The following is a 21,153-nucleotide window of genomic DNA, read 5'->3' as shown; positions in this document are numbered from 1 at the left end:
CTTATTAATTCGTTAAATAAGAATAAAATGCGTCAGCATCCGTTCTAATCATCGGTACAAAATTTAGTTCTTTTCCTTTTTCAGGCTGATCTTTTTTTATCTTTTCCGCTAACTCTTGAATATTCATATTCATTTTATCCATATTAAGCTCATCTGCCATTTGTAGCACCTTTTGTTCATTAATTTCTTTTAATATTTGATATATATCTTTACCGTACAAATCAATATGATATTTTTTTGCTTCTTCCTGTACTTTTTGTTCGTACACTTCTTGTGCTAACTCTTCAATTTCTTTTCCTTTTTGAGAAATGTCTAACTTTCCTGCTTCTTCTCTTACTTTCGTTCCGTAGATTTCTTCCGCGATGTCTTCAATTTCTTTTCCATCTGTAGAAATTCCTAATTTATCTGCTTCATCTTTAATTTTAATCGTATTAATTTGAGTAATTAAATCTACAATTGATGTATTCTCTATAGATATACCTAGCTTTAACGCTTCTTGCTTTACTTTTGTTTCATAGATTTCTTCTGACAGCATCCCAACATCTTTTCCTTCAATCGAAATACCTAACTGCTCTGCTTCCCTTCCTACTTCTGTTTCATGAATTTCTTTTTCTAATGTAATTTGTTCTTTTCCTTCCGTTTCAATACCTAGTTCCTCTGCTTTTTCTTCTGTATGCACTGCATGTATCTTACCATTGTTCAATTGTTCTTTACTGCGCTGCGTGTAATCTGTCTTTCCTTTTTGTGTTTCAGAAGGAGAGGCACCCCCTAATATGCTTAAACTCATTACTCCAATAGTGAATACCGTCATCATTTTCTTTTTCAAAATTAATTCCTCCCTCTTACACTTTCTTTTTCAGCATTCCCATAATTTTTTTAATACTATACATACATCTCATCGCTGCTTGAGATAACATTATGATTGATAAAATCCACTCACATACACCTAGTCTCTTCTTCATGTAACGAACGTTCTTTATGCCATACATAATATAAATAGTTTCTTAACTTTCCCTTAAAAAAAAGACGACCTTGTAAAAACAAGATCGTCTTCTTACTTATATTTTTTGATTTTTAGGAAAAATCACTTCAAAACAAGTGCCATTTCCCCATCTGCTCTCTACTGATATTTTTCCATAATGCTTTTCTACAATCCAATTTGCGATTGAAAGACCTAATCCAGCTCCTTCTGACGTACTTCTTGCTTTATCCCCTTGATAAAAACGATCAAATAATTTCGGAATATCTTCTTCTTTCACTCCTATCCCGTCATCCTTCACCTGTATACGAATTGAACTACTCGTTTGCGTACAATCTATTTGAATATGCCCACCTTCGTTTGTATACTTCATCGCATTATCTAACAGTATGACCATCATTTGATGAATCCGCTCTCTATCCCCCATAAAAGATACACCACGTTCTACTTTTAGTATCATTTCTTTTTCCTGATAAGAAGCAATCTCTTTATATGGAGCTACTATTTCTTCTAACAATTTATCAAGTTCAAATGTTTTCTTATCCATCTCAATTTGATTAGAATCAGAACGTGCTAGCAATAATAAATTACTAACGAGTTTCGATAACCGCCTACATTCTTTTGAAATTGTAGAAATATCCATCGCTTTTTCTTCTATCGTAGCGGATGGTGATTGGAATAACACATCCGTTTTTGATTGAATAACTGCAAGCGGTGTCCTTAGTTCATGTGATGCATCAGAAACGAATTGCTGCTGTTTCTCCCATGAATTTTGAATAGGTACAAGTGCTCTGCCAGCTAGGAAAAAGCCGATACCTATCGCACAGAGGCTTCCTATGCTACAACCTATAACGAGGATTAAAAATAAAGTATTTAACATTCTTTCTTCCGCTGTTATATCTCGCACGATTTGAACTATTTCTCCATCTTTTTGAAGCGAAAATGCTCTAAAATATCGTCCTTGTACTTCAATATCTTGTAACTCCCCTAATTTTTTTGGAGAAAACTTTTCCAAATTCTCTTCAAAAATAGAACGGAATTTACGGTTATCGCCCTCTATTTTCACTATTTTCCCATTCCAAGTTATTCTAGTTACTCGCGGATCTCCAATCTGGATATTCTCTATGCGTTTTCTTGGTGGTATTTTAACATCTAATTTTTCTCTATACTGAGCCATCATTTTTATAGATTGATCCACTTCATTATAAATACGCTTATATGTGTATGAATAAATAATACTGCCTAATATACCTATTAATAGGATAAATACTAATGAATTCACTATAGTCAAACGAATGCGTGTCTTTTGAAACATACTTCCTTTTTTCATTGTTCTTTTAATATATATCCAATACCTCGAACGGTTTGAATATCTTTCTGATAACCGAATGGCTCTAATTTTTTACGTAAATGATGCACATACACTTCTACAATTGCTACTGTCGTATCTGAATCAAATCCCCAAACACGATCAAAAATTTGTTCACGCATTAAAATCTTCCCGCTATTTTGAATGAGATACTCTAGTAGCTCATATTGTTTCAATGTCAACTTAATACCTTGTCCATCTACTTGAACGTCTTTATCTTTTCCGAACAATTCAATCCCTTTATAGCGAATCGTTTGCTGCGTTGTTAAACTACCACTTCTGCGTAGTAAAGCGCGAATTCTCGCTTTTAATTCAGGGGCCTGAAATGGCTTAACGATATAGTCATCTCCACCAAAGTCCAATCCCTTCACCCGATCTTCTAAAGAATCTCTCGCTGTCAAAAACAGGACTGGTGTTTCAATCTTTTCATCACGTATTTTTTGAATCACTTCAAATCCGTCCATCCCTGGCATCATCACATCCAACAAAATTGCATCATATATATTTTGAAGCGCTAAAAACAATCCATCTTCTCCATTTATTGCCGTATCTACTTCAAATTCATCACGCAAAATTTGTACGATAGACTCTAATAACGAAGTATTATCTTCTACTACAAGTAAGCGCATGCTCTCACCTTCCATCAAATAGTTCAATTCTATTTATTATTACATTTCTTCTCTTCATAACAAAAGAATGTAGTTATATTACGTAATTTCATTTTCAACTATTTCCTTCTAAAATTTTGAAATTTTATTATAAAAACTTTGTCTTAAATTTACCTTAATAAAAAATTGAAAGAAATAAGATTCCTCTTATCTCTTTCAATTTTTTATTACATATACCTTTTTACTTGGCAACTCCAAACAATTTAGCTGACCACCATACACAGCCCCGCCATCAATTCCAATAATACGATTACTACCAAAATACACTCCGCAATCCTCACTACTATGAAGCGTTTTTGTTTCCGTATGCCCAAATACAACAACCTTTTCACCGCTATATCCATTATGAAATTCATTACGGATCCACATTAACGTATATGGTTCAGATTCAGAAACTCGTTTCATCGGCTCAACCCCAGCATGTACAAATATATACTCTTCTGTTTCAATGTAATGATCTAATTCTTGAATAAACTTTATATGTTCCTCTAATACAGAAGATTGTAAAATCGGTTTTTGGAAGTCTTTCTCATTAACCACAATATCTTCTTCTAGAAATCCATAACTATATAATGTCTTATCTCCACCATTTCTTTTTACCCAATGGTTCCATGAACGTTCCTCATTTGTCGTTAACGCCTTAATCATCATATCTTCATGATTTCCTTTTAAAATGAGAGCTCCCTCTTCTTTCAATTCTTTTACCTTTTCAATTACAGCACGCGCATTTGGACCACGATCTACATAATCTCCCAGTAAGATTAATTGATCCTGTTTCGCATCATATTGAGCTTCTTTCAACAACTGTTCGAACTTTTCTATTTCTCCATGAATATCACTAATAACAAGAATTCTTTTCATATTATCCCCCCTCTTTCTAATTATAGTTCAAAACAACGGAAAATTCCGAATCTTAACCTTGAATTAAATTTATCTCGCATTAACGGGCAGTAAGACCCCCACCTCAAAATTCAGCAGAAGCAAAGAAGTTAGGTGGGGGTAGGGCTGCCCGTAAAAGCCCGATTGGTGAGGGCTAATAATCATTGGGGGATGAAGAAAAGCCCCATTGATTAAAGTTTCACTTTATTACAAACTAAACTATTATCCTTACAACAATGTAAGTCTCTTGTCATCCAATTCGATAGTTGTAATTACTGTATCTCCTTATACTGAGAGTAAGAAATGAAACAAAAAACAAGGAGAGATGAGAGATGAAAAAAGTAATGGAAGTTGTAGTAGCGATAGTAGAGGTTTTCGTAAATGGTAAACAAGTCGCAATGGAGTTGAATAAATAATGAAAAGGACAACATTCACTCTAGACCCTTTACTCATATAAAAGAGATAAGACTTCATCATTTCTTTGATCCCTTATCTCCCTATAAAGAAAGCCGTATCCCTTTTAAGGATACGGCTTTCTCTTATTTTTGACTCGTACGAGCTGAAATGCTAATTGCTCTATCTGTTGCTTTGGCAGCTTCATCTAACGCCTCTTTACTATTCTTTCCGTCATACATTGCTTCCAATGCTTTTACAACTGCATCTCGTGATTCTGGGAATACACTAATTAAAGCACCTTGTGTTGCTGGAGATTGCTTGGTCGCTTGCAGTTGATCTACCGTTACTTTCAACTGTGGATATTTTTCATATTGCTCTTTTACTAACGGCTCATTATATGCATCTGGATTAATTGAGAAATAGCCTGTTGCCGTATGCCATTTCGCTTGTACGTCTGGCTTCGTTAAATATTTCATAAAGTCCCAAGCACCTTGTTGCGTTTCTTCTGAAACCATATTCGTCATCCATAATGATGCGCCTCCAATGACAACACCATTTTGTTTCGAATCCTCTGGATATGGAATATATGAAACACCTACATTAAACTTAGATGCATCAATTAAATCACGAACACCTGCTGAAGAATCTAAATACATAGCAACTTGTCCAGACTGGAACGCAGCACGAATATCATCCCAACTTGCTCCATACTTTCCAAGTGCGCCAGCTTTATTTAAATCATCTAACATTCCAAATACTTTCTGTCCTTCTTTACCGTTAAATACCGCCTTCTTTGCAGCATCTTTACGGCCGTTTTCGTTATTTACATATAAAGCACCTTGTGTCGCTAACAACTCTTCAAAGAACCAACCATAGTTAAGCATGGAGAATCCATATTGTTTTACATTTCCGCCTTCTTTAATCGTTAACTTTTTCGCTGCTTCTTGTAATTCCGCATATGTTTTTGGAGCTTTCTCTGGATCTAAGCCCGCCTTTGCGAAAGCATCTTTATTATAAATTAATACTGGTGTAGATGAATTAAATGGCATAGAATACATTTTTCCATCAACTGAATAATAATTTGTAATTGCTTTTTCTAATTTTGACGTATCGTACTTATCTTTTTTTATCCAGCTATCAATTGGTGTGATTTTTTTGCTATCAATCATATATTTCGTTGTAATTTCACTCGATTGAACAAGAGCTGGCGCTTCTTTCGTTGCAGACATCGTTCTAAATTTCGTTAAAGACTCTTCATATGTCCCTTGGAACTCTGCCTTTATCTCGTATTTATTTTGCGACTTATTATAGTCTGCAACAAGACCCTCTAGTACTCCTTGTGTTTTTCCACCCATCGCATGCCAGAAGCGAATTACTGTTTTATCACCATTTTTTTCAACTGGTGCTACTTTTGCCTGTGCTTCAGGTTTTCCCTCTGTTTTACTATTTGAACAAGCGACACTAGATAATGCCATTGTTGCTACCATTAATAGAGCAGCACCTTTTTTTACTAGATTCATTTAAATCTCACCTTCTCTTAATTATTTAATTGCACCTTTTGTTAATCCTTGTTGTAATTGCTTTTGCCCTAAAAATAGTAAAATCAATGTTGGAATAACGATAACCGTAACACCGGCCATTACGCTTCCCCAATCAGTTGCAACTTCTTGAGACTGAAGCTGCTTCACACCGATTTGCACTGTTCTTACTTTTTCATCAGTGGTCACTAAAAGTGGCCATAAATACATATTCCATGTTGTTAAAAAGCTATATACTCCAAGCGTAATAAAACTCGTTTTACAATACGGAATTACAACGCTGAATAAAAACCTTACATTTCCAATCCCTTCAATAAACGCAGCTTCTTTTAGTTCATTCGGAAGTGTCATAAAATGTTGACGTAACAAGAAAATACCGAAAGCTGTTGCAAAAAACGGCACTGTCATCCCGGCGAAACTATTGATCCAGCCAAAGTTTTGAATCGTTAAAAAGTTAGGCACCATCGTTGCTTCCCACGGAATCAGCATCGTTGAAATAAACAGGAAGAAAATTAAGTTTCTCCCTTTAAACTGAAGAAAAACAAAAGCATAAGCTGCTAAACTTGATACGATAAGTTGTCCAATCATAACGACTGTCGATACAATTAAACTGTTATATAAGTATGTAAAAAGTGGTACTTTTTGAAAAATATTAATGAAATTATCAAAAGTAAACTGGGTCGGAAATAACCTTCTCATTTGAATATCGTCTGGTGTCATAAAACTTATTAAAAATGCATACAGTACAGGAAAAAATACCATTACTGCACTAATAATGAGCAGCATGTATAATAGGAAATTTTGTTTCCACTGTTTAACAATCATTTATAATGCACCTTTCTCTCAGCAAACTTAAATTGAAGTAATGTAGCAACGAAAATGAAAACAAATAATACCATCGCTTGTGCACTTGCTGTTCCAAATTGATGATTCACAAACGCCTCTTTGTAAATCGAGTACACAATCAAATTCGTTGCATCATTCGGTCCACCGTGCGTTAAAATATCAATTTGTCCAAAACTTTGGAACGCACTAATTAACGTTACGGTTACAATAAAGAATAAAGTTGGCGATAGCATCGGTAATGTAACACGGCGAAGCTTATATAAATAACTAGCACCATCTATAGATGCACTCTCATATAAAGACGTATCGATATTTTGTAAACCACCTAATATAACTAAAAATGCAAACCCTGTATTCACCCAAACTGTTGTAACTGATACAGAGAATAGTGCCCAGTCCGGACTCGTTAACCATGCGATTGCAGGAAGATTCATAGCGGCTAATATATTATTAAATAATCCTACACTTGGATGAAATAAAAATAGCCAAATCACTGCACTAGCAGCTACTGATATTCCCATCGTCGAAGAAAACAGAACTCGGAATAACCCAATACCTCTTACCTTTCCATTTGCAATCAATGCAAGAAACAAAGCAAATATAATACTCGTAGGCACTGTATATAAAACAAATAATAAAGTTGATTTTATACTTTTGTAGAAGGCTGGATCAGAGAATAAATATTGATAATTTTCTAAGCCAACGAAGAGATTAGCTTCTCCATGTATATCGGTTAAATAAAAACTATAATAAATCGTCCTAAACAATGGATAGAACAGAAAAATCGAAAATAGCAAAATAGATGGCGCCAAAAACAATAATCCTATTCTTAAATCTTTCGTTCTCTCCCATAATTTTTTCTTTTTTGACACCTTTGTTTGAACTGGTAACTTACTTACTTCGATCATTATTTCGCCACCACTTTCAACTCTTCTTCAGCTACCACTTTTAAGCGTTCATTCGTGTTTTCGTTAAAGAAGCATAACTTTTCTTGCGAGAATAATAATTTTACTTTGTCACCTTTGTTCAGGAGTAACTGTCCGATAACTTTCGCACTCCAAGTTGTTCCATTTACCGCAAAGTTCAATATAGATTCATTCCCTAATACTTCTACAGATTGCAACGTCACTTCTTGTCCCTCCTCAGACAGTGCAATATGCTCAGGGCGCATGCCTATGCGAATTGTTCCTTCTGGTAATTGCTTTAACTGTCTAATAGATAATGGAATTTGCAATTTCCCTATATGTAATACACCTTTTTCTTTATCCACTTCTCCATCATTTATATTCATAGAAGGAGAACCTATAAAGCTTGCAACAAATTCGTTTGCTGGTTCGTTATATATGTCAAGTGGTGTTCCAACTTGCTGTATACTTCCTTTATTTAAAACCATGATACGATCTCCCATAGTCATCGCTTCTATTTGATCGTGGGTAACGTAAATCATCGTAATTCCTAATCGCTGCTGAATTTCTCTAATTTCAATTCTCATTTGCGCACGTAATTTCGCATCTAAATTCGAAAGTGGTTCATCCATTAAACAGATTGGTGCTTGACTCACGATCGCCCTAGCAAGCGCAACACGCTGTCTTTGTCCGCCTGATAATTGGCCTGGTTTCATTTTCACATACTCTTTCAGTCCTACCATTTCAATAGCTTCCATTAATCGCTTTTGTCGCTCTTCTTTTTGTACTTTTCTTACCTTAAGTCCAAATAAAATATTTTCTTCTACAGATAAGTGTGGATATAATGCATAATTTTGAAATACCATTGATAGATTACGGTCTTTCGGCTCTAGATCATTTGCAACACGTTCATTAATAATTAAATCTCCCGAAGAAATCTCTTCTAAGCCAGCGATCATTCGTAATAATGTGCTTTTCCCGCATCCCGAAGGTCCAACTAAAACAAAAAATTCGCCCTTCTTAATATGAACCGATACGCCTTTAACCGCTGTCTCTTCTGCATTTTTATATACCTTTGAAACATTTTTCAATTCAATCACAAGGTTGCACTCCTTTTTTCTTCATGTATCCATACTTCATAATGACTTGTTGAAATCGCACTTGCTCCTGCACGAATTGCAATTTCCGCATCTTCTCGCGTTTGAATCAGCCCGCCTGCAATAATAGGAAACTCTATTTCCTCTGCTAGCTGTTTAATTATAGAAGGCATAATCCCCGGCATAATCTCTACTGCATTTGGTTTAGTCGTTTTACAATTTTCAATTGATTTAGTAAGGGATAAAGTATCTACAATAAAAATACGTTGAATTGTTTTCAATCCAATTTTATTAGCATTTCGAATTGTCGAACCCTTTGTTGAAATAATACCTTGTGCCCCGATAACATCTTCAATATACAAAAGTGCTTCCTCTGTATTCGTATTTAAGCCTTGTATAAAATCACAATGAAGAAATACATCATGTCCATGTTTCTGCAATTCATATACACGCTCTGGTAATTCCAGCATTGAACCAGTCATAAGAAAAACTGTTTTCGGCAATTTTTTGTATGCTTTGTATCCTTTCCAATCCTTTATCATCGCAATATAAGATTCTTTAAACATTCATTCCACCTAACTGTTCTATTTTTATCCAAACTAAAAACACCTACTTACATAGAACGCCTTTCTCCTTATTTGAACTCTAGAGAATAGAGCACACCTAAGAAAGTGGCACATTATATGTAAGTGGGTGTTCTGAAATGTTCTCTACCCTAGTTATTTTGTTACCTTTACTATATTACGCATTTATTAAGTCAGTTTTGATAGATTGTTAATTAGGTGTTAACCGAATGTTAATATTCACCATATCACTATTTACATTAATCTAGATATTAAAATATAAACAAATAGAACGAAACAATATTTAAAATTCAATCAATATGTAAATTCATTCCATAGTTAATTAGTTTTAGTTTTCTCGCAACTGCTTGTGAAGCATAATTATCCCAAGAAGTACTATAAAGTGGAATGCGTTTTTCTTCTTGTAATGATATCGCCCAGGCTGTAACAACATCAGTACCATATCCGTTCCCTTGAAACTCCGCTAAAGTTTCCATACTTGCCTCAGCAGCTACGGGCGTACTTCTGGCACTGCAACAAACAGAAACTACCTTTTCATTTTTTACAATTGCAAAATAAGGTTTCCTCCATTCCATCTGTTCTATTAGATTAGGAAAATTTTCTCGCAAAAGCTCTCTATTCTTCTCAGTTATTTGTATTGTTCTAGTCGGCTTATGTAAATTACTATGAAACATGAAAGCAGGACCCATCCAAATATTTTTCACTGTTCTTTCTTCATTTAATACATTAATAATCTTTGCTATCTCTATATGCTTTGAAGGTTCTTGAATTAACTTCTCAATCTTACTTACCGTTTCATCATCCACATTACAATGATATCTCGTTATACTCCCTTCACGAGTTCTGCCAAGAAAAAAACGTGGTGCTTTCGGATTTCCTTGTTCATTTACATATTTCATTTTTCCGACTTGATTATGAACAAACAAAACCTCTACCTGAATTACTATTAAATCAAGTTCTGAGAGCCTCATTTTTATCCTCCTTATCTACTCCATATACCATCCATTCATAATCTATTTTTCATGTTCAAAACAAAAATCCCATTCAAATACACATTACTGAATCCATCATACTAACTGATTTCTTCATTCTGTCTATCTAAATGGGATTATTTTTCGTTTTTTACTCTACTGGTTGTTGTGGCTGTACTACTTCATTTGCTCCAGCTACCCTCAACATATTTACAATATCTTTAAAACCTCTTTTTTCAGCGTATTGCAGTGGCGTCAGATGTTCCTTGTTAGCCATATTTACATCTGCACCGTGATCAATAAGCAATTGAATTACTTTCTTATGGTTTTCACTACCATTTCCTAATACAATTGCTTCTAATAGCGCTGTTCCACCACGTTCATTTTTATAATTCACATCAATATCTGTATGCTCTAATAATTCTTTAACAACCTCTACATGGCCACGCTCAGATGCAGAAATAAGTGCTGTTCCACCTGACTTAGTCGTTTCTTTCGTATTAACTCCTGCATTAATTAATACTTTTACAATATCCGTATATCCTTCTCTACTTGCATAAAGAAGTGGATTACTTTTTTTCTCATCTTTAATTTCAATATTAGCACCTGCACCAATTAATGCTTTAACTGTCTCTACATGATTTTGGTACGTCGCTGCAAGGACAGGCGTTTCTCCGTTGTCACCTTCTACGTTTATATTCGCTCCATCCTGAATCAACTTCATAGCTGTCTCTGTGTCTCCAAGAGTAGCTGAAAGTAACAACTGTTTGTCCATTAAATTTATACTTTTCTCTTCTTTAGATTCTTCCTGTTCTTTATGCTTCTCTTTTTTCTTTTCATTTTTCACATGAACCGGTTTCGATTCTGGTTCTTCTTGCTTATCGCAAGCCACTACCGTCATTAAAAGTCCTAATAAAATACATAATAAAATTTTTTGTTTTCTCACAACTACAGCTCCTATGAAAGATAATGTTTTCTTAACCATTCCTCCATCACATACAATAACTCTTCTTGAGTACATTTATCCATAAGCCCTTTAGATTCCTTCTTTAATCAGATTATCTTAAGCTTATACTATGTTTCTCAACCTATTGAAATGATACGCCTGATGGCCCCATCATTAACATTATGAAGCAATTAGTTTAGCACGTTTTTACCGCATTTGTATACATTTCTAAAAAGTACATAAAGTGAAACTTTAATTAGTGGGGGTTTTGTTCATCCACCACTAATTATTAGCCCACACCAATCGGGCTTTTACGGGCAGTTGATCTCCACCTAAATTCTTTGCTTTCACTAAATTTTGAGGTGGGGATCTTACTGCCCGTTAATGCGGGATAAATGATTGCTTTAGGTTACTATATTCCATTGTAACCGTTCTTCTAAAAATTTTACACCTTTTCTATATTTGCACCTGAGTAATAATAGAAAAAGACAACTATATAGTTGTCTTTTTCTATTATTAATGATGTCCACCATGATTTCCTGCTTTCGGTTTCCCCATCATCTCTTTATTCATTTCCCATTTATGCTCTGCTAGCTCTTTATACGAAAGAACTTTCCCCTTATAGTTAGATACAAAGCTCTCTGCATCTTTTTTATTTTTAAATGAAATGACATTATAAGCCATCGGTGTCGTTATTGTTTTATCATATACGTAAGTAGCGTCTTCTAACGAAATCCAATCTTTCGAATCATAATCTCGAACAAATTTCTCTTTCGTCTTTTCATCTGAGTTGATCTCCATCCATTTATACATACAACCGATATCATCAAACTTTAACGCTTTTCCATTTTCTAAAATAATTTCTGTTGCAAATTGATTATCTGTTACCCCAATTTGACAAATATCACATTTATCATGTTTCTCATCAATGGCAACAGCTGCTGTTTCCTTTTTCCCACACCCGACTACTGTAAATATGAAACATAAACATATAGCAAGTACAACATATTTTACTTTCATCAATATTCCTCCCTAGAAACCGTATACTTCACGAAAAGAATACCAAAAGGTTGTGTGAGATTTGTGAAAAAACAATGTGCTTTTTGTAATATAGGAAACAAAAAAAGATGTGTAGTTATTTCTACACATCTCTCATCACTCGCAGCCTGTAATTAACAAATCATCTTCTAACTTAACTAATAATGTATCGGCACTAATTTCCTGTCCAACTTCTACATTTACCAATCTTATATTTCCACTAATCCCGACTGTAATTTTTTTAAGCTCACCGTCATTTTTTCGGATCATCAGTAATTTTTCCCATTCATATACGTAAGAAGATTCATTAATAAAAATCTCCTCTACTTTTCCTTCATAAGAGCTATAAATCTCTTCAATTCTCGTTTTCATATAACATCTACTCCCTATTCCACACTTCACTATTTTCATCTTATTCTACCATTCTTACGAGGAGTAGCTTACTTTTTAAAAATTCAAATTAACTACCGTGAACAAAATGAACAAAATAAAAATTATGCTTCTAATGATGTTATTTTTCAAATTATTTACCATTTGAATGGATGCTTTTATTATAAATAAAAAACCTTTTTCTGAATTTTTATTCCATTTTGAAAGCGCAATCATTCTTTTGAGGGGGAAATTACATGTTAGCACTACTTGGATTTGCGATGGTATTTGTCTTTATGTTTTTAATTATGACGAAACGTATGTCAGCGCTAGTAGCATTAATATTAATTCCGAGTGTTTTTGCATTAATTGGCGGATTCTATGCCAATATGGGGCCTATGATGTTAGAGGGGATTCAAAAATTAGCACCTACTGGTATTATGCTTATGTTCGCTATTTTATATTTTGGGATTATGATTGATAGCGGTTTATTTGATCCTGTCATTAGTAAGATTTTAAAATTTGTAAAAGGAGATCCTTTAAAAATCGTTGTCGGAACGGCTATATTGACTATTATCGTTTCTTTAGATGGTGATGGTACAACAACATACATGATTACAGTTTCTGCAATGTATCCACTATATAAGCGCCTTGGAATGAATCCACTCATATTAGCTGGAGTTGTTATGTTAGGAGCGGGAGTAACAAATCTTACACCTTGGGGTGGACCCACAGCTCGTGTTATGAGCGCACTTGGGCTTGATGCTTCCGAATTATTTACACCTCTTATTCCAGGAATGATTACTGGTGCAATTTGGGTTGTTTTCGTTGCCTACTATCTTGGAAAAAAAGAAAGAAAACGTTTAGGAATTATGGATGTACAGTATTTAAAACAAATGCAAACAATGGATGAGCAAGCTGCAACTGTCGAAGCCGCAGTACATAAACGTCCTAAACTTCTATGGATTAACTTTTTATTAACCGCTACATTACTTGTCTGTCTCATACTAGAAGTTATGCCGTTACCTGTTTTATTTACAGTCGCTTTTGCTATTGCTGTTATGATTAACTATCCAAACTTAGAACAACAGAAAGAACGTATTGCTTCTCATGCAGGGAATGTATTAGCAGTTGTTTCTCTCGTATTTGCTGCCGGTATTTTCACTGGTATTTTATCCGGAACAAAAATGGTAGATGCGATGGCTAACAGTGTAGTAACTCTTATACCAGATGTACTTGGACCACAATTGCCAATTATTACAGCTCTTCTTAGTATGCCATTCACATTTTTCATGTCTAATGATGCATTTTACTTCGGGGTATTACCTATTTTGACGAAAGCTGCTGCTACTTACGGAATTAGTGCAGCTGAAATGGGACGCGCTTCCTTACTTGGGCAACCCGTTCACTTATTAAGTCCTCTTGTCGCTTCCACTTATTTATTGGTCGGAATGGCCAAAGTTGATTTCGGTGAACATCAACGCTTCACTTTATTGTGGGCCGTTGGAACGACAATGGTTATGTTAATTACCGGAATTGTAATTGGGATTATTCCAATATAAGATGCAAAAAAACAGTAGAAGAAATAAAATCCTCTACTGTTTTTTATTATGAAGAAGCAAGAAAATAACGTCTCTCCGGTCTCCCAACACTTCCATATATTAGCTCTGCGTGGACTTTCTTCCCAGATATCAAATACTCTAAATAGCGCCTTGCCGTTGATCGGCTTACTCCAATCATTGAGCTTAACATTTCTGCTGTAATCCCTTCTTCATTAACTGTTAACATATGCTTTTTTACTTTCGCTAAAGTATAAGGATCTATCCCTTTCGGGGCATATTCTATTTGATCTCCCTTCACACCTCTTTGAGACCATAAACATTCAATTTGTTCCGTAGATAATTGATTGTTCTTCTTTAACTGTATAATCTTTTTTTGATAGCCTTCTAGACTTGCTTTAAATCGATCAAACATTAGTGGCTTTACGATATAATCTGTTACTCCGCCCCGCAGGGCGTGCCTCACTACATCTGTTTCCGATGCCGCTGTAATCATAATGATATCTGTATCGTGCAAATGATTCCTAATATATGTGACAAGTTCCGTTCCCTGCATATCAGGTAAGTACACATCTAATAACACGAGCTGTGGCTTCACAAGCTCTAGCCATTCTTTCGCTTGTTCTCCAGTCGTTGCCGTTCCAATTACTTTAAATCCCTCAATTTTTTCAGTAAAACGACGATGAATGTCAGCAATCCGAATATCATCTTCTACAATTAATACTTCAATCTCCTCACCCATTACTATTCGCCTCTCTCTTTCGGTAGTGCAATAATAAATAACGCACCACCTAAATCCCCTTTTTCAATTGCAATACTTCCATTTAAATCTTCTACTAACTCTTTCACTTTTGCTAATCCATATCCTCGCTCTCCTCCTTCTTTCGTCGAAAAGCCTTTATAGAATATGCTAGTAATTATTTCATCATGAATCCCTTGCCCTGAATCTTCCACTTCAATTAATATTTCTTCTCCAATATCAGTTACAAACATCCTTACTTTCCTATCATTCTCTTCATTTTTTTCAATTGCTTCAAATGCATTCGTAATTAAATTCCCTAAAATAGAAACGACATAATTACTCTCAATATGTGGACTTAATTTGTCTAAACCACTTTCTCTATCTAGCATAAAATCAATCTTCAACTCTCGTGCTCTATTATAAAATCCAATTAAAATTCCACCTAGCCATGGATTTTGAATCCGCTTCATAATAAATTGAACAAAATCTTGATATACCGCTGTTTCCTTATGAATAAGCTCTAAAGCATCTTCATATGATTCTAATTGGATAAGACCCGAAAGCGTATACAATAAATTATTATATTCATGCGTTTGCGCCCGCAATGCCTCTGTATATTGCTTCGTCTGGGACAATTCTGCTGTTAACTGATCCATTTCAGATTTCAAACGTAAGCTCGATACAACGCCAGTTACTTTATTCTTTACTTTAATAGGTAGACGGTTCGCAATAACAGCCTGTCCTTTTATATTTAATTGGCGGTCAAACTGTTCTTCACCAGTTTGAAATACATCTAGTATCGTTGAATTAGGAATTACATTTAAAATAAATTCCCCAATAATATTTTGTTGTTTATTTAGCGAAAGAATATCATAAGCTGCTTGATTGACTAAACTAATCATGCCATTTTTATCGATTACAATAATCCCTTCACGTACAGATTGAATCACTGTACTATGCTCTTCATATAAAGATGAAATTTCTTCTGGCTCCATCCCGAACATCATTCTTTTTATACTTCCCGCTAAATATATAGAGCCGATTACCCCAATTAAAAGACCTATTACTGTAATCCAAAATACACGCTTTCCATACACTTCTACTGCTCCATGAATATCAGCCATTGAAAACCCAACAGACACCACACCGATAATTTCATTTTCCTGGTTACGGATTGGGACTTTCCCACGCAATGAAGGGCCTAACGATCCATTAGCTTTCGAAACATAAGATTTCCCTTCTAATAAAACGCCTTTATTATCTCCGCCAACCATTTTTTCTCCTATTTTATCTCGCTCAGGATGCGCATAACGAATCCCCTCTTTGTTTCCAACTACAATAAAGTCAGCTTCTGTATCAATTCGAATTTTTTCTGCGATTGGCTGAATAATAGAAGCTGGATTTTCTTTTTGAAAAGCTTCCTGAATTTCTGGTATCGCAGCAACTGTTTTCGCAACATGCAAGGCCCTTTTACCAATTTGCTCTTCTACTGTTTCAGATAATATGTAAAAAAATAAATAACTTGTTAGCAAAAGTACAACAAGAATAAGTGTACTAATAGTTAATGTAATTCTCGGTTGTAGTTTTAATTTTTTCAATGTCAAAACCATTCCCCTAACATAATTAAAGATAGAATTTAAAGAAAATACAGTTTTTTATTATCATAACACGCTTACTATATATTTCTTTCTTTTTTATCTTCATAAAAAAAGAAACGAAGCATAAGCACTACTTCGTTTCTTAACAGTTTATTATTATATTTTAAACTTACCAATCATCTCTTGTAATTCTTCTGCCATTTGTGATAAATGAACTGCTGCTGCATTTATTTCATCTACTGAAGCTAATTGTTCCTCAGAGGAACCAGCAATATTTTGAACGCTTGCCGCATTTTCTTCAATCGTAGCTGCAATTTCATTAATAGATGCACTTACTTGCTTTGCATCTACCGTCATTTGTTTTGCTACATCTACCATGCTATCAATTTGTACAACTGTATCATTTGTAGACTTCAATATTTCGGCAAAGCTTTGCTTCGTTTCATTTGCAACTACAAGTCCTGATTGTACTTCTGTTCCAACTTGATTCATAGAGCTTACTGTTTCTTTTATATCAAATTGAATCTCTTTCACTAGTTTTCCAATTTCCGTAGAAGACTTTCCTGATTGTTCTGCTAGCTTTCGCACTTCATCTGCTACAATTGCAAATCCTCTTCCTTGCTCTCCAGCTCTCGCAGCCTCAATTGCCGCATTTAACGCTAATAAATTTGTCTGTTCTGCAATATGTTGAATCACTTCAAGAATTGCTCCAATTTGTTTCGACTTATCGTCTAACAAACCAATGATTTTGTCTGACTGTGAAACAGAATCATGAATTAATTGCATTTGATTCACAGTTTTTTCAACTAACGTCCCACCATTTTCAGCTTTTTTCTTCGTATACATAGAGGCTGTAGATACTAATGAAGAACTATCTGCAACACGCTGAATTCCTTCTGTAACTTCTTCTAACAATGTTGCTCCTTCTTCAACTTCTTTCGTTTGTATTTCTGCACCACTCGATACTTGCTCTATCGCCTGTGTAATTTGTTCCGTTGCTTCGCTTGTCTGCTTCATACTAGCTGTTAATTCTTCTGAAGATGCTGCTACATGACTTGCTGAAATGTTTATATTGGAAATGACACTATGTAACGATGTAGCCATCTCGTTAAAGCTTTCTCCTAGCTGTCCAATTTCATCTTTAGAATGAACTGTAATTGATTCTGTTAAATCGCCTTCACTAATCTTCTTCGATGATATAACAAGTTGTTTTAACGGTTTAATAATAGACGCAATAATGAAGTAAATTACAATCCCACCGATTAGTAGCGAAAATCCAAGAACAGTTATTGTTTTATAGAAAATAGGTTCAGCCGCTTCGATAATTTCTTTGGAAGGCATAATTCCTGCTATTTTCCATCCAGTTTTCTTATTCGTTTTAAAAGTGATATTACGATCTTCACCATCTAACGAATAATGAACATCCCCAGCTTCCTGTTTATACAATTCTTTACTAAGTTTCTCTTCTAATTTCTCTCCTGGCTTCAGTGTCGGGTGCGCTACTACATTTTTATCTTGATCAAATATTGCTACATACCCTTCCTTACCGATATTAACCATCTTGGAAGTAGTAACAATATCATTAATGATTAAGTCAATCCCAAGAACGCCACTTTTATCCTCATTTTGTTTTGCTAGTGTAATAACAATATTACCTGTCGTTTTTGACTTATATGGAGCAGTTACAATTACTTCTCCGCTTTTCTTCACTGCCTCTTTATACCAATCTCTTTCTGTAGGATTATATCCATCTGGCATCTGAATAGCTGGTGATTGAATAAACTGTCCATTACTAGATCCTGTATAGATTGCTTCCATTTCTGGATGCAGTTTATTGTATTCTTCTAGTTTATTTTGTATGTTTTGAATTTGATCTGCTTGGTAACTTGATTGTGTGAATAATTTTGTAAAATAAGTTGCATCTATTTTTTTACTATCCAATTCTTTATTAATTACATTATCCAAAATTTTTATATTATCTTTCGCCGAGTTCAAAATCGTTTCATTAAAATTCGTCTTCGCCTGTTGATAAGACGTCCAACCAATTACAATACTTGGAAGAATTAAAATAATAATAAATGATACAAGTAACTTTGTTTTTAAACTACTACTCCTTAATTTCCCTTGAAACATACTTCTACCCCTCCATACCGTTTTAAATGTAATTAATTAACATTTAATCTTTCTATAAAAATAATACAATTTAAATGTATCGATGAGACTCTCTATCTTTTTCTACATCATAAAGAATTGATACATACCTTTTTCATTCTATATAAATTAAATAATTAAAACAATATATAAAAATGTATATTATTCGAAATATTATAATTCACTGAAGAACCTCTAGTATCTCACTTACTAGAGGTTCCTCCCGCTTTACTATTCTTTATCTTTTTCTACTTCTTTTTTCGCATCTTCTACTACAGATACAACAGATTTATCGTTTGATAATTGTTGTACTGCTCCTTTTCCAGCAAATCCTTCTAATAACTCTTTTAAATCAATCCCAGAAGAAGCTTTTAATGTTTCTTGCATCGTTGCCATTAAATCAGTCGCATAACCTGCAACTTTTCCGGCGCCGCTATTTTTACCACCGCCACCTGTATCGACAACTGTAATTTTATCAATGTTGCTAAGTGGGCTTGCAACTTCCTTCGCATAACTTGGAAGCATGTTAAGAACCATATCCATAATCGCCGCTTGGCCATATAACTCAAATGCCTCTGCAATTTTTTGTTTCGCTTCCGCTTCTGCTAAACCTTTTAATCTGATAACATCTGCTTCCGCTGTACCTTGTGCTTTTTGTACTTCTGCTTTTGCTTGACCTTGCGCTTTTTCGATTTCCGCCTTCGCTAAACCTTCTACACGAACTTCTTCTGCACGTGCTCTTGCTTCCGCTTCAATTTTATATTGATCTGCATCTGCTTTTTTCATTTGTTTTACTTTTTCCGCTTCTGCTGATTGTTCAACAGCATAGCGATCTGCATCTGCCTTTTTCTTTACTTCTGCATCATATTGCTTTTCACGACGCGCAATCTCTTTTTCTTCTAATTCAATTTGCTTTTCACGTTCAATGATTTTAACGCGCATTTGCTCTTCTGTAACACCTTGTTGCGCTTTTGCTTGTTGTAATTCATAGGAAAGATCTGCATCTGCGCGAGCTTGTTCTTGATCTCTCTTATAAGATTGTACTTTTAACTCTTTATGTTTTTCAGCTTCAGCGATTTGTGCATCACGTTGATACTCAGCTTCTTTTGCTTCTTTCTCAGCACGAGCTTTTTCAATTCGTGCCTCTTTTTCACGCTCTGCATTTGCAACTGTTGCATCACGCTTAACCATCGCAATTTGTGGCTGACCAAGTGCATCTAAGTAACCGTTCTTATCCATGATTTCTTTAATTGTAAAGGAAACGATGCGAAGTCCCATCTTCTTTAAATCTGTAGAAGCTACTTCATGTACCTTTTGAGCGAATTGCTCTCTATTACTATAGGCATCTTCTACTGTCATAGAAGATAAAATAGCACGTAGATGACCTTCTAAAACTTCTTTTGCTTCTATTTTCAACTCTTCTGTTTCTTTTCCTAAATATTGTTCAGCTGCTGTAGAAACTTCTTCAATGGTAGATCCTACTTTAATAATAGAAACACCATTTACTGTAATCGGTACACCTTGTTTCGTATACGTATCACGTGTTCCCACTTCTAATTTGTAGTTTAATAGACTTAAAGGCTCTGCTCTTTGCATAATCGGAACTACGAAAGTACCGCCACCACGAATAATCTTAATCTTCTTTCCATCATCAGTGGTAACTACATTTTTCCCGCCACCAAGCCAGTTTCCAGTAACAATTAATGCTTCATCTGGTCCAACTGTTCGATACTTTGTAATGAATACTAAAATGAGTAGAATTAAAATTGCGAGTAATACTCCACCGATAATTAATGGAATCGTCATGTAAATTCCCCCTTATAATTTTGGTTTCTTTAAAGAATAAGCGATGTTCTGTACAAGTAAAACACCATCTTGGACTCCCTCGATAATAACCTCTGTTCCTTGCGAAATATCTTTCTTTCCAACTGTTTTAGCTAGGATTGCATTGTTTCCAAATTGGGAGGAAATTAATACTTCACCAAACCCTTCTGTAGGAATAGTCGTAATGACCTCTCCTTTGCAACCGATGAATTCATCCATACGTTGCACCGTGTTTTGTTCTGCTTCTGCAATCGGTTTTAAAATTAGTATTTTCATGATGAATACACCGATAAAAGATATAGCAAATGCAGCCCCAAAAATAAGAATACTATTAAAGGAAAATAAATATTCTCCTATATAACTAAGTCCACATAACATGGCGAAAAAACTAAGTAATAAAGTAACAACGGATACAGATCCGCCTCCAAAACTAAATATGGATTCAAATATATCTCCAAAAAAGATATAAATTACAGTGAGTATAGTAGCAATAATAAATCCATATAAATAAATTGTTTCAAGTGGATAACCAAACAAAGCCATTTCTTATCCCCCTCTCTTAAACAATCCCTTTTTTGTTATGTGTATGCCCCACCTCTTTCAAAGATTATCGTTCTAAATTTTCAGTTATTTACCCTTTAAAGAAAAGCCTGTAAGACAGGCCTCTAAAAAAGAACAGGAGAAACCTATTGTG

General features: G+C 34.7%; 19 protein-coding genes. 1 reads left to right on the top strand and 18 read right to left on the bottom strand.

Annotated elements, in window-relative coordinates; genetic code table 11:
* Positions 1-4: 4 nt before the first annotated feature.
* From CN409_RS24255 to CN409_RS24195, 13 genes are all read right to left on the bottom strand, one after another.
* Positions 5-826: a hypothetical protein gene (locus tag CN409_RS24255; protein WP_000728579.1), complete on the bottom strand. Its 822-nt coding sequence runs from the start codon at positions 824-826 to the stop codon at positions 5-7.
* Positions 827-1,058: 232 nt separating this feature from the next.
* On the bottom strand, positions 1,059-2,309 hold the full coding sequence (locus CN409_RS24250) for a sensor histidine kinase (RefSeq protein ID WP_000715828.1): 1,251 nt from the start codon (positions 2,307-2,309) through the stop codon (positions 1,059-1,061).
* A complete protein-coding gene (locus CN409_RS24245; RefSeq protein ID WP_002162940.1) occupies positions 2,306-2,977 on the bottom strand; it encodes a response regulator transcription factor in 672 nt (223 codons plus the stop codon). Before CN409_RS24245 ends, CN409_RS24250 begins: the two co-directional genes overlap by 4 nt.
* A 195-nt stretch (positions 2,978-3,172) precedes the next feature.
* Entirely contained in the window at positions 3,173-3,877 is a 705-nt protein-coding gene (locus CN409_RS24240) for a metallophosphoesterase family protein (protein WP_000821983.1), read from the bottom strand.
* A gap of 557 nt (positions 3,878-4,434) precedes the next feature.
* Positions 4,435-5,811, bottom strand: coding sequence for an ABC transporter substrate-binding protein (locus tag CN409_RS24235; protein ID WP_001055010.1), 1,377 nt, complete (start codon positions 5,809-5,811; stop codon positions 4,435-4,437).
* Between the two features lie 21 nt (positions 5,812-5,832).
* A complete protein-coding gene (locus CN409_RS24230; protein WP_000635948.1) occupies positions 5,833-6,654 on the bottom strand; it encodes a carbohydrate ABC transporter permease in 822 nt (273 codons plus the stop codon).
* Positions 6,651-7,583 (bottom strand): carbohydrate ABC transporter permease, encoded by a 933-nt coding sequence (locus tag CN409_RS24225; protein ID WP_097981464.1) that lies wholly within the window; start codon positions 7,581-7,583, stop codon positions 6,651-6,653. The genes CN409_RS24230 and CN409_RS24225 overlap by 4 nt, the downstream gene beginning before the upstream one ends.
* A complete protein-coding gene (locus tag CN409_RS24220) occupies positions 7,583-8,680 on the bottom strand; it encodes an ABC transporter ATP-binding protein (RefSeq protein ID WP_000571384.1) in 1,098 nt (365 codons plus the stop codon). Before CN409_RS24220 ends, CN409_RS24225 begins: the two co-directional genes overlap by 1 nt.
* A complete protein-coding gene (locus CN409_RS24215; protein ID WP_000472047.1) occupies positions 8,677-9,243 on the bottom strand; it encodes a glycerol-3-phosphate responsive antiterminator in 567 nt (188 codons plus the stop codon). The genes CN409_RS24220 and CN409_RS24215 overlap by 4 nt, the downstream gene beginning before the upstream one ends.
* Positions 9,244-9,551: 308 nt before the next feature.
* Entirely contained in the window at positions 9,552-10,232 is a 681-nt protein-coding gene (locus tag CN409_RS24210) for a GNAT family N-acetyltransferase (protein WP_097981465.1), read from the bottom strand.
* 151 nt (positions 10,233-10,383) lie between these two features.
* Entirely contained in the window at positions 10,384-11,253 is an 870-nt protein-coding gene (locus CN409_RS24205) for an ankyrin repeat domain-containing protein (RefSeq protein ID WP_000287334.1), read from the bottom strand.
* A gap of 441 nt (positions 11,254-11,694) precedes the next feature.
* Complete coding sequence (locus CN409_RS24200; RefSeq protein WP_000865661.1) at positions 11,695-12,198, bottom strand: nitrous oxide reductase accessory protein NosL; 504 nt, start codon at positions 12,196-12,198, stop codon at positions 11,695-11,697.
* A gap of 135 nt (positions 12,199-12,333) precedes the next feature.
* Complete coding sequence (locus CN409_RS24195; RefSeq protein ID WP_000857378.1) at positions 12,334-12,588, bottom strand: hypothetical protein; 255 nt, start codon at positions 12,586-12,588, stop codon at positions 12,334-12,336.
* A gap of 254 nt (positions 12,589-12,842) precedes the next feature.
* Between CN409_RS24195 and CN409_RS24190 the strand changes: the two genes are divergently transcribed.
* Positions 12,843-14,147 (top strand): CitMHS family transporter, encoded by a 1,305-nt coding sequence (locus CN409_RS24190; RefSeq protein WP_000880470.1) that lies wholly within the window; start codon positions 12,843-12,845, stop codon positions 14,145-14,147.
* Between the two features lie 46 nt (positions 14,148-14,193).
* Here CN409_RS24190 and CN409_RS24185 read toward each other — a convergent pair whose 3' ends face one another.
* The 5 genes from CN409_RS24185 to CN409_RS24165 all read right to left on the bottom strand — a co-directional run bounded on the left by CN409_RS24185 (position 14,194) and on the right by CN409_RS24165 (position 21,002).
* Positions 14,194-14,886 carry a response regulator gene (locus CN409_RS24185; RefSeq protein WP_086390889.1) on the bottom strand — a complete coding sequence of 231 codons (693 nt, stop codon included), beginning with the start codon at positions 14,884-14,886 and terminating at the stop codon, positions 14,194-14,196.
* A 2-nt stretch (positions 14,887-14,888) separates the two neighbouring features.
* Positions 14,889-16,496: an ATP-binding protein gene (locus CN409_RS24180; RefSeq protein WP_033669149.1), complete on the bottom strand. Its 1,608-nt coding sequence runs from the start codon at positions 16,494-16,496 to the stop codon at positions 14,889-14,891.
* 144 nt (positions 16,497-16,640) lie between these two features.
* Complete coding sequence (locus CN409_RS24175; RefSeq protein ID WP_000486198.1) at positions 16,641-18,617, bottom strand: methyl-accepting chemotaxis protein; 1,977 nt, start codon at positions 18,615-18,617, stop codon at positions 16,641-16,643.
* A 249-nt stretch (positions 18,618-18,866) separates the two neighbouring features.
* Entirely contained in the window at positions 18,867-20,441 is a 1,575-nt protein-coding gene (locus tag CN409_RS24170) for a flotillin family protein (protein ID WP_000154997.1), read from the bottom strand.
* Between the two features lie 12 nt (positions 20,442-20,453).
* On the bottom strand, positions 20,454-21,002 hold the full coding sequence (locus CN409_RS24165; protein ID WP_001173143.1) for an NfeD family protein: 549 nt from the start codon (positions 21,000-21,002) through the stop codon (positions 20,454-20,456).
* Between the last annotated feature and the right edge of the window lie 151 nt (positions 21,003-21,153).

This window comes from Bacillus sp. AFS012607 (assembly GCF_002558005.1).
GTDB classification, from domain to species: domain Bacteria; phylum Bacillota; class Bacilli; order Bacillales; family Bacillaceae_G; genus Bacillus_A; species Bacillus_A thuringiensis_S.
This window is presented reverse-complemented; position numbering and strand designations above follow the sequence as displayed.

What these genes read in the sequence shown, in the direction of transcription:
- CN409_RS24250 (WP_000715828.1), bottom strand. Translation starts at nt 2,309, where the DNA reads ATGAAAAAAGGAAGTATGTTTCAAAAGACACGCATTCGTTTGACTATA.
- CN409_RS24245 (WP_002162940.1), bottom strand. Translation starts at nt 2,977, where the DNA reads ATGCGCTTACTTGTAGTAGAAGATAATACTTCGTTATTAGAGTCTATC.
- CN409_RS24240 (WP_000821983.1), bottom strand. Translation starts at nt 3,877, where the DNA reads ATGAAAAGAATTCTTGTTATTAGTGATATTCATGGAGAAATAGAAAAG.
- CN409_RS24235 (WP_001055010.1), bottom strand. Translation starts at nt 5,811, where the DNA reads ATGAATCTAGTAAAAAAAGGTGCTGCTCTATTAATGGTAGCAACAATG.
- CN409_RS24230 (WP_000635948.1), bottom strand. Translation starts at nt 6,654, where the DNA reads ATGATTGTTAAACAGTGGAAACAAAATTTCCTATTATACATGCTGCTC.
- CN409_RS24225 (WP_097981464.1), bottom strand. Translation starts at nt 7,583, where the DNA reads ATGATCGAAGTAAGTAAGTTACCAGTTCAAACAAAGGTGTCAAAAAAG.
- CN409_RS24215 (WP_000472047.1), bottom strand. Translation starts at nt 9,243, where the DNA reads ATGTTTAAAGAATCTTATATTGCGATGATAAAGGATTGGAAAGGATAC.
- CN409_RS24210 (WP_097981465.1), bottom strand. Translation starts at nt 10,232, where the DNA reads ATGAGGCTCTCAGAACTTGATTTAATAGTAATTCAGGTAGAGGTTTTG.
- CN409_RS24205 (WP_000287334.1), bottom strand. Translation starts at nt 11,253, where the DNA reads ATGTACTCAAGAAGAGTTATTGTATGTGATGGAGGAATGGTTAAGAAA.
- CN409_RS24200 (WP_000865661.1), bottom strand. Translation starts at nt 12,198, where the DNA reads ATGAAAGTAAAATATGTTGTACTTGCTATATGTTTATGTTTCATATTT.
- CN409_RS24195 (WP_000857378.1), bottom strand. Translation starts at nt 12,588, where the DNA reads ATGAAAACGAGAATTGAAGAGATTTATAGCTCTTATGAAGGAAAAGTA.
- CN409_RS24190 (WP_000880470.1), top strand. Translation starts at nt 12,843, where the DNA reads ATGTTAGCACTACTTGGATTTGCGATGGTATTTGTCTTTATGTTTTTA.
- CN409_RS24185 (WP_086390889.1), bottom strand. Translation starts at nt 14,886, where the DNA reads ATGGGTGAGGAGATTGAAGTATTAATTGTAGAAGATGATATTCGGATT.
- CN409_RS24180 (WP_033669149.1), bottom strand. Translation starts at nt 16,496, where the DNA reads ATGGTTTTGACATTGAAAAAATTAAAACTACAACCGAGAATTACATTA.
- CN409_RS24175 (WP_000486198.1), bottom strand. Translation starts at nt 18,617, where the DNA reads ATGTTTCAAGGGAAATTAAGGAGTAGTAGTTTAAAAACAAAGTTACTT.
- CN409_RS24170 (WP_000154997.1), bottom strand. Translation starts at nt 20,441, where the DNA reads ATGACGATTCCATTAATTATCGGTGGAGTATTACTCGCAATTTTAATT.
- CN409_RS24165 (WP_001173143.1), bottom strand. Translation starts at nt 21,002, where the DNA reads ATGGCTTTGTTTGGTTATCCACTTGAAACAATTTATTTATATGGATTT.